Here is a 9,249-nt window from a genome sequence, read left to right as displayed (position 1 = left end):
GACCCAAAACAGGTTCAAAGGAAGGTCCTTTCCTTTGTGTGCCTATCATAACATACCCCCCCCCGGTGTCAAGACCCAATTTCAAAATTTCCCATTTTTTCTTTATTTTCTTTAGTTCGTGTGCTCTAACTTCGGAGGCAAAACGAAAAGCGCTCCGCCGTCTGGCAGGGCGCTTTTTTGTGCATTTACATTTTCTGGATCACTTCGCCCAGCCAGCGGCACATCCGGTCGCCGGCCTGGTTGGCGATCTCCAGCACGCGCTGGTGGCTGTGGCGCACCGTCTGGATGCCGGTGGCCATGTTGGTGATGCAGCTGACCGCCAGCACCTTGATGCCCAGATACGAACAGACCATCGCCTCGGGGACGGTGCTCATCCCCACGGCGTCGGCGCCCAGGGCGGCGAAGGCCCGGATCTCGGCCGCCGTCTCATAGCAGGGGCCCATAAAGCCCATGTAGACCCCTTCTTTGTATTCGATGCCCTGCTTGTCCGCCACCGAGCGGGCCAGATCCAGCAGGTCATGGCTGAAGATCTCGGTCATATCGGGGAACCGGGGCCCGAACCGCTCGTCGTTGGGTCCGATGAGCGGGTTTGTCCCCATCATATTGATGGTGTCAGTGATCAGCATCAGGGTGCCCGGCTCAAAGCTGCGGTTGATCCCGCCGGCGGCGTTGGTCAGCACCACCGTCTCGATGCCCAGCAGCTGGAATACATAGAAGGGATAGCACACTTCCTTCATGCTGTATCCCTCGTAGAAATGGAATCGGCCCTCCATGGCCAGGACCGGGGTCTGGCCCAGCTTGCCCTCCAGCAAAGCGCCCTTGTGCCCCTGTACCGTAGACTGAGGGAAATGGGGGATCTCCCCGTAAGGGATCTCCTGTGTGTCGGTGAACCCGGCGGTCAGGTCTCCCAGGCCCGACCCCAGCACCACCGCGATCTTGGGTGCAAAGCGCAGTTTTTCTTTCAGATAGGCGGCGCTGGCGGCAGCCTTTTCATACAAATGTTCCATGCAGATCCTCCTTTGCGGCTTTTTCTCCATTATACGGTTCCAGGGACCCTTTGGCAAGTGCGGCCCGGTCTGACAACGATGGACGGATGTACAAAAAAATTCACAGGTTGTTCATTCCCTTTCGGCCCCAAAGACCTTATAATAGAGTTCAAGGTTTTACAGAAAGGAGCCGTTTCATGAAAGGAAAAGGCTTTTTCACCGCCGTGCTCCGCCATCGCAGGCGGGTGCTGGCGGGCTATGCCGTGGCCGCAGTGCTGTGCGCTGTGCTCAGCCTGTTGGTTTCGGTCAACTACGACATCAATGACTATCTTCCCCCCGAATCCCCTTCCACCATCGCCATCGACGTGATGGAGGAGGCCTTCGGCGGCGGCATCCCCAATGTGCGGGCCATGGTGCGGGACGTCACCGTTCCCAAAGCGCTGGCCTTCAAACAACAGATCGGCCGCATCGAGGGCGTCACCGCCGTCACCTGGCTGGACGACGTCCTGGACATCACCGTCCCTCTGGAGATGCAGGACCCCGCCGCGGTGGAGTCCTACTACAAAGACGGGGCCGCCCTGTTGACCATCACGGTGGCGGATGACCAGCGGGCCGAGGCGGTGGCTGCCATCGAGGCCCTGCTGGGCGACAAGGGCGCCCTGACCGGCTCGGCGGTGTCCACGGCGGCGGCCACCCATTCCACCGTGGTGGAGGTGGCCCAGATCGCCTGCATCGCGGTGGTGTATGTGATCTTCATCCTGGCCCTCACCACCCGCAGCTGGGCCGAGCCCGCCATCGTCATGCTGGGGATGGGGGCCGCCATCCTCATCAACAACGGCACCAACCTGTTGTTCGGGGAGATCTCCTTTGTCACCAGCGCGGCAGGCAGCATTTTGCAGCTGGCCGTCTCGCTGGACTACTCGGTGTTCCTGATCCATCGCTTTGAGGAGGTGCGCCAGGAGCGCCCCGGCGCTTCCCCCGACGACTGCATGGTGGAGGCCCTGACCAAATCCGCTTCCTCCATCCTGTCCAGCGGCCTGACCACCGTCATCGGCTTTGCGGCCCTGGTGCTGATGCAGTTCCAGATCGGCCCCGACCTGGGCCTGGCCCTGGCCAAGGGGGTCGCCTTCAGCCTGCTGACCGTCTTTACCTTTGTGCCGGCTCTGGTGGTCACCGTCCTGCCCTGGATGGACCGCACCCGCCACAAGCCCCTGCTGCCCGGTTTCCAGGGCTTCGGACGGCTGGTCAGCCGGATCATGCTGCCCATGGTGGCGGTGCTGGTGGTGGTGATGGTCCCCTCGTTCCTGGCCTCCAACGCCAACCAGTATTACTACGGCGCAGGCCATATGTTCGGCACCGACACCAAGGTGGGCCAGGATACCCAGGCCATCGAGTCGGTGTTCGGCCAGAGCGACACCTATGTCCTGCTGGTCCCCGCCGGAGACACCGCCACCCAGAGCCAGCTGTCCTCCGCCCTGCACGCCCTGCCCCAGGTGACCAGCATCCTTTCCTATGTGGACACCGCCGGGCCCGAGATCCCGCCGGGCTACCTGGACGACGCCACTCTGTCCCAGCTGGTGTCGAACGGGTACACCCGCATGGTCCTCTCGGTGGCCGCCGACTTTGAAGGGGACGCGGCCTTTGCCCTGGTGGAACAGGTCCGGGCCATCGCCCAGCAATACTATCCTGACAGCTGGTATCTGGCCGGCCAGGGGGTCAGCACCTACGACCTGATGGACACCATCACCGGCGACATGGCCAAGGTGAACCTGGTCGCCATCGCGGCGGTCTTTCTGGTGCTGCTGCTGTTGGAGCACAGCCTGGTGCTGCCCATCGTGCTGGTGCTCAGCATCGAGACGGCCATCTGGTTCAACCTGGCCCTGCCCTACTTCACCGACACCGTGGTCTTTTACATCGCTTACCTCATCATCAGTTCGGTGCAGCTGGGCGCCACGGTGGATTACGCCATCCTCTTTTCCGACCGCTACCGGGAATACCGCCAGACCCTGGACAAAAAGCCGGCCGTGGCCGCCACGGTGGCCACCGTCACCACATCGGTGCTCACCACCGGCAGCGGCCTGGCTGTGGTCGGCTTCCTGATGGGGGCCATCTCCTCCAACCAGCTGCTGGCCCAGCTGGGCAACTTCCTGGGCGTGGGCAGCCTGGCCTCCCTGGCCATCGTGCTGCTGGCGCTGCCCGGCATCCTCTACCTCATCGACCCATTCATCGTCCAATCCAAACCGGGAGCTTCCGCCCCCGCACCAAAGGAGGGCTGACCCCCATGAAACTGTACACCCTGCCCCGCCGCGCCGCCGCGGCCCTGCTGGCCGCCGCCGTTTTCTGCACGGCGACCCTCTCCGTCTTTGCCTCGGACAGCGCCCCCGCTTCTTCCGCAGCGGACAGCGCCCCTTCCGGCTCCGGGGCGTCCTCCCAGGCCGCCCCGCCCGAGGACGCTTCCGCCGACTTGGAGGAGGGCAACGGCGCCGCCCCTGCTGCCAAAGAGGAAGTGATCTACGGCAAGCTGGCCGCCGACGGCACGGTGGAGAGCCTTTACGCCGTCAACCGGTTTGAGGCCACCGCCGGCGTGCCCATCACCGACTACGGCCATTACACCGCCGTCCGCAACATGACCACCACCGACCCCATCACCAGCGGCGACGGCGCCGTCACCCTGACCCCCGCCGCCGACGGCACCGTCTATTACGAGGGCACCATGGACCCTGCTACCCCCCTGCCCTGGCTGATCCAGGTGCGCTACCTCCTGGACGGCGCCGAGTGCGACCCCAGCGAGCTGGCGGGCCGCAGCGGGGCCCTCATCATCCGCATCGACGTCAGCCCCAACCCCGACTGCACCGGCAGCTGGTTCGATCAATACGCCCTCCAGACCACCGTCACCCTGGACACCGCCAACGCCTCCAACATCCGGGCGGCGGGGGGCACCATCGCCAGCGTGGGCAGCCAGCGGCAGATCATCTTCACCCTGCTGCCCGGCCAGACCAGCCAGATCGAGGTGGCCGCCGATGTGACCAACTTCACCATGCCGGCCATCACCTTCAACGGCATCCAGCTCCAGCTCAAGCTGGACATCAACGGGGTGGCCCTGACCAACCGTTTGAACCAGCTGACCACCGGCACCAGCCAGCTGGACGAGGGCACGACCGCCCTGGCGGCGGGCATCGCGGCCCTGCAGCAGGGCCTGACCATGCTGGACCAGCAGTCCGGCCTTTTGACCGGCGGCTCGGCCGCCATCCAGTCCGCCCTGAACCAGCTCCAAAGCGCCCTGAACGGCGTCTCGGCCTCCAACGACCAGCTCACCGCTCTGCTGGAAGCCTCCAGGCAGATCGGCGGCGGGCTGGCTCAGCTGGATGACGGCGTGGCCCAGCTGGAGCAGCAGGTCAACTACGAGGCGTTCAAGCAGATCCTGGCTCAGAACGGCCTGGACCTGGACACCCTGGCCGCCGGCAACGCCCAGGCCATTGCCATGCTGCAGGGCCTCACCGGCCTGCCCTTCGGAGTGGGGGACCAGATCCGCCAGATCGTCCTGCTGCTCCAGGGCAACACCGCCCTGGCCGGGGCCATGCAGCTCTATCTGGACACCGTCAGCACCGGCATCGGGACCCTGCGCCAGGGCACCTCGGCGGTGCGGGAGGGCTACGCCGCCTTTGACGACGGCATCCAGGCCATGGCCTCGGTGCTGAACGGGATGCTGCAGAACCTGGCCCTTTTGTCCGACGCCGTGACCACCCTGGCCACCCAGTACGGCGCCTTCGACACCGGGGTCAACGCATACACCCAGGGAGTCAGCCAGATCCTGGCCGGCACCCAGCAGCTGACCGCCGCCTCCGGGATGCTGGTGGCAGGGGCGCACCAGCTGTACACCGAGACCAGCAGTATGCAGCTGGACGAGGAACTGGGCTCGCTGCTGGACACTCTGTCCGCCCCCGAGACCCCCGCCTCTTTCACCTCGGATCAGAACACCGGCGTCTCGGCCCTGCAGTTTGCCCTGCAAACCGCGCCCATCGCCCTGGACAGCACCGCCCAGGCGGACCAGGCCCCCGCCCGTCCGCTCACTTTCTGGGAAAAGCTGCTGGACCTGTTTGGCCTGTACGACGGGCAGTGAGCGGCGCACACGGCCAAAAACGCTCCTTTTTGTGTGTTTTGTGAAAAGTGAAACTTGTTCTTTTGTTGGAATTTGCCCTCCCCATCCGCCTCTTTTTGTGCTACAATAGTACCGCTGTGCAGACTGTACAGCGTGTATGCGTCTGGCCATGAAAGAGGAACCCGTATGACCCTGTTTTTAACCAGCAGCCCCACCGGCTGCCCTTTTGAACCCGGCCCTCAGCCCGCTGCTCTGGACCCCAAAAACCACTTTGTCGATAACCTGTGCGCCGTCTGGCCCCAGGAGGCCCCCGAAGGGCTGCTGCTGGCAGCCGACCCCGAGGCCCACGCCGCCAACGACGAGGCCTGCAGCTTTTTTGCAGACTGCTTTGCCCGGGCCGGCCTGCCCCTGGACGGGCTGACCCCCTGCGACAGCCGCAACCAGGAGGAGATCTCCGAGCTGCTGGCCCGGTGCAACTTCCTGATCCTGGGGGGCGGCCATGTCCCCACCCAGAACCGCTTCTTCTCGGAGATCGGCCTGCCTGCCCTGCTGCAGAGCTATGAGGGGATCGTGCTGGGCATCAGCGCCGGCTCGATGAACGCTGCCGGCATCGTCTACGCCCAGCCCGAGGAGCCGGGCGAGGCCACCGACCCCTTCTACTGCCGCTGGATGACCGGCCTGGGCCTGACCGATATCAGCATCTGGCCCCATTACCAGCACTCCAAAAACAACACGGTGGACGGCATCCCTCTGCTGGACATCGCCCGTCAGGACAGCTGCCACCGGCCCTTCATCGCCCTGCCCGACGGCTCCTATATCATCTGCACCGACAGCAGCGAGGTCCTCTACGGCGAAGGCTGGTACTTCGGCAAGGGCCGCGTCTCCCTCATCAACGAGGACGGCGAAGAACTGCCTCTGTGGTAATTTGCTGCAGGACAGCATTCGAACCGTGACTGCTGCTATCCCGTAAAAGGTCAAATACAAGAAGAGCCTGTATCCGACGTGGATACAGGCTCTTTTTATTTACAGATAGTAGTACTGCCAGCCGTTTTCGGCCATGCAGCGGCCGATCTTCACCCCGAAGGCCGCGTCCAGCGTGCCTTCGGCGTAGACCTCCTCCGGCGTGCCGAAGGCCGCCAGCTTCCCGCCGGCCAGCAGGGCCACCCGGTCTGCGGTCCGCAGGGCCAGGTTCAGCTCGTGGGAGACAAGGCCCACCGCCCGGCCTTCCGCCGCCAGACGGCGGGCGGTGGCCATCACTTCCAGCTGGTGTTTGGGGTCCAGCCAGGTGGTGGGCTCGTCCATCAGGATGGTGGGGGCCTGCTGGGCCAGCGCCATGGCCAGATAGACCTTCTGCCGCTGGCCCCCCGACAGGGTGTCCATCATCCGGCCGGCCAGGTCGGATGCGCCGGCGGCGGCCAGGGCCGCATCCACGGCGGCATAGTCCTCTTTGCGGTACTGCCGCGGGAAAGACAGATACGGGAACCGCCCGTGCAGCACCATCCGCCGCACCTCGATCCGGGGAGCCGGACGGCTCTGGGGCATATAGGCGGCCTTTTGGGCGGCCCGGGCGGGGGGCAGGCCGGCCAGGTCCGCCCCGTCGTACAGCACCCGGCCCGCCACCGGGGGCAGCAGGCCCAGGACTGTTTTCAGCAGCGTGGTCTTGCCGCAGCCGTTGGGGCCGATCAGCACCGTCACGCATCCCGGCTCAAACGCCAGGTCCACGCCGGACAGCACCGCCCGGTCCCCATAGCCTGCGCTGAGGTCCCTGCACTGGATCACCGGCGATGCCCCCCTTTCTGCCGCAGCAGCAGCCAGATGAAAAAGGGCCCGCCTCCCAGACTGAGGACGACCCCCACCGGGATCTCATAGGGCGCAAAGAGGGTGCGGGCGGCGGTATCGCAGACGGTCAGCAGGGCGGCGCCCCCAAAGGCGCAGCCCACCACCAGGGGACGGCTCTCCTCCCCCAGCAGGCGGCGCAGCAGATGGGGCACGATCAGTCCCACAAAGCTGAGCAGCCCCGCCACACTGACGGCCGCCCCCGCCAGCCCTGCGGCCAGGGCCAGCAGGATCACCCGCATCCGTTCCACCCGCAGGCCCAGGCTGCGCGCCGTCTCGCTGCCCAGGGCCAGCAGGTCCAGTTCGTTGGTCAGCAGCAGCACCCCGGCCAGGCACGCCGCCCCAATGGCGGCGGCAGGGCCCACTCGGGCCAGGGTGACCCCGTTCATCCCGCCGATGCGGAAGTCGGAATAGCCGTTGAGGGCGTCGGGCACCAGCGTCACCAGCAGGTCGATGAGGGCCGAAAAGATGCTGGACAGGGCCACGCCGGTCAAGATCAGGGTCATGCGGGAAGCCCCTGCCCGCCGGGACACCTCCAGCACCAGCATGGCGCTGGCAAAGGCCCCCACAAAAGCGGCCACCGGCACCAGCCCCACCGCCGCCGGGGCCACGGCGCAGCACAGGGCCACCGCAGTGCCCGCCCCGGCATTCACCCCGATGACATTGGGAGAAGCCAGGGGGTTGGCCAGCACCGTCTGGATCACCGCGCCGGCCACCGCCAGGGCCGCCCCGGCTGCCAGACAGCCCGCCGTGCGGGGCAGCCGCACATACAGCACGATGGCGGCGCCGGTGCCCTGTCCCCGGCCGGCCAAAGCTTCCAGCAGCTGGCCCGGGGCCACCGGCACCGCCCCCACACAGAGGCTGAGCACCCCCGCCAGCACCGCCAGCAGGGCGGCACAGGCCAGCACCTTCTTTTTAGACCCCATACAGGATCTCCACCAGGCGGTCATAGGCCTCGCCCCAGCGGGCGTTGGGCTTGAGATGGTAGAGGGACTTGTCCATGTAATAGTAGTCCCCTTCCCGGACGGCGGTCAGCTGCTGCCAGGCAGGATTGGAGAGGACCGCCCCTTCCAGCTGGGCTTTGGCGGGCTCCGGGTCGGCCCCCTGCAGAACAAAGAAGATCTTGTCGGGGTCCGCCGCCAGGATGGCTTCCATGCTCAGGTCCTCCAGCAGGCTCTGGTCCTGGTCCGCGATGTTGACGCAGCCCAGGTCGGCCAGCATGGCACCCAGCACGTTGCCCTCCGTCCCCTTGGCCTTGACCAGAGAGGCCGCCGCCCGGATGTACAGGACGGTGGGAGGCTCCTGGTTTTCCAGGGCGGCGGCAGCCCGGGCCCGGGCGTCCTCCACCTGCTGCGCCACATCGGCGCCGTAGGTCTGGTAATTCTCAGGACAGCCGGTCAGGGTGGTGCACACCTCCAGCATCCGCAGATAGTCCTCAAAGGTATCCACCTCAAAGAAGGCCACCGTCACCCCGGCCGCTTCGAGGGTGGGCAGCATCTCCAGGTCAGCCGCCGTGTTGGTGCTGGCCAGCACCAGATCGGGTTCCCCGGCCAGCAGATCCTCCACGCTGGGGGATTTCACCCCGCCCAGGTTGACTACCTCCCCGCTCAGGGCCAGGTCAAAGTCGGTCCACGCGTCCGATGCCGTGGCCACCAGGCTGTCCCGGCCGCCGGCGGTGATCCACACATCCGCATAGCTGCCGGTCAGGGCAGCCACCCGCCGGGGCGTTCCGGACACCGTCACCGGACGCCCCAGGTCATCGGTAAAGGTATAGGTCCCCTGCTCTGCAAAGGAAGAAGCCGGGGCCGCAGGCGCCGGGGACACAGGGGCCGAAGAAGCCCCGCCGCACCCTGCCAGCAGGGCGGCGCAGAAAAAGGCAAGCGCCGCAGCGGCGCAGAAGCATTTGCGTTTGTTCATGGTATTCCTTTCCGGGGCCGGGGCTTAAAAGGGCCGCCAGCCGGTGCAATAACGGGCATAATCCCGGTCGGCATTCTTGACGTAGAGGACATACTCCTCTTTGCCCTGTTTGCCGCGGCGGACGCGGGTCTTGTACGGCAGGCCCGCCCGGGACAGGGTCTCTATGGTGTCGTCGATCACCTCTTTGTCCTCGCTGGTGTCAAACTTGATCCAGTGGCACAAAAACAGCCAGAAATTGATCAGTGCTTCCATGGCAGGTTCTCCTTTCATGGGATTTATTATACCATGTGCGGCCCCGTTTGTCATCGCACAGATGGGACCGGACTTGTGCAAATTTGCTAAAAATGCAGCGGTATTTTCTCCGCCGCGGCCGGGGCGGTTCTCACATTTTCACCACGATTCGGTCGTATA

The 9,249-nt window shown here is 65.3% G+C and carries 8 protein-coding genes; 3 read left to right on the top strand and 5 right to left on the bottom strand.

Annotated elements, in window-relative coordinates:
• Positions 1-185: 185 nt before the first annotated feature.
• Entirely contained in the window at positions 186-1,007 is an 822-nt protein-coding gene (locus tag B5E66_RS11640; protein WP_087233274.1) for a purine-nucleoside phosphorylase, read from the bottom strand.
• Between the two features lie 176 nt (positions 1,008-1,183).
• Between B5E66_RS11640 and B5E66_RS11635 the strand changes: the two genes are divergently transcribed.
• From B5E66_RS11635 to B5E66_RS11625, 3 genes are all read left to right on the top strand, one after another.
• Positions 1,184-3,262 (top strand): efflux RND transporter permease subunit, encoded by a 2,079-nt coding sequence (locus tag B5E66_RS11635; RefSeq protein WP_087233271.1) that lies wholly within the window; start codon positions 1,184-1,186, stop codon positions 3,260-3,262.
• 5 nt (positions 3,263-3,267) lie between these two features.
• Complete coding sequence (locus B5E66_RS11630; protein ID WP_087233268.1) at positions 3,268-5,106, top strand: hypothetical protein; 1,839 nt, start codon at positions 3,268-3,270, stop codon at positions 5,104-5,106.
• Positions 5,107-5,271: 165 nt separating this feature from the next.
• The gene (locus B5E66_RS11625; protein WP_087233265.1) at positions 5,272-6,009 is read left to right on the top strand and encodes a Type 1 glutamine amidotransferase-like domain-containing protein; all 738 of its coding nucleotides are present in this window, start codon (positions 5,272-5,274) and stop codon (positions 6,007-6,009) included.
• Between the two features lie 99 nt (positions 6,010-6,108).
• Here the strand turns inward: B5E66_RS11625 and B5E66_RS11620 are convergent, their stop codons facing one another.
• From B5E66_RS11620 to B5E66_RS11605, 4 genes are read right to left on the bottom strand one after another with little or no spacing between them, the layout of a single operon-like run.
• Positions 6,109-6,864, bottom strand: a complete 756-nt coding sequence (locus B5E66_RS11620; RefSeq protein ID WP_087233262.1) for an ABC transporter ATP-binding protein — start codon at positions 6,862-6,864, stop codon at positions 6,109-6,111.
• Positions 6,861-7,847: a FecCD family ABC transporter permease gene (locus B5E66_RS11615; protein ID WP_087233259.1), complete on the bottom strand. Its 987-nt coding sequence runs from the start codon at positions 7,845-7,847 to the stop codon at positions 6,861-6,863. The genes B5E66_RS11620 and B5E66_RS11615 overlap by 4 nt, the downstream gene beginning before the upstream one ends.
• Positions 7,837-8,838, bottom strand: a complete 1,002-nt coding sequence (locus B5E66_RS11610; RefSeq protein ID WP_087233255.1) for an ABC transporter substrate-binding protein — start codon at positions 8,836-8,838, stop codon at positions 7,837-7,839. Before B5E66_RS11610 ends, B5E66_RS11615 begins: the two co-directional genes overlap by 11 nt.
• 24 nt (positions 8,839-8,862) lie before the next feature.
• Positions 8,863-9,090, bottom strand: coding sequence for a hypothetical protein (locus B5E66_RS11605; RefSeq protein WP_087233252.1), 228 nt, complete (start codon positions 9,088-9,090; stop codon positions 8,863-8,865).
• Positions 9,091-9,249 lie beyond the last annotated feature (159 nt).

This window comes from Faecalibacterium sp. An121, from assembly GCF_002160915.1.
GTDB classification, from domain to species: Bacteria; Bacillota; Clostridia; order Oscillospirales; family Ruminococcaceae; genus Faecalibacterium; species Faecalibacterium avium.
Note: the sequence above shows the minus strand (reverse complement) of the source record. Positions and strands in the feature narration are given on the sequence as shown.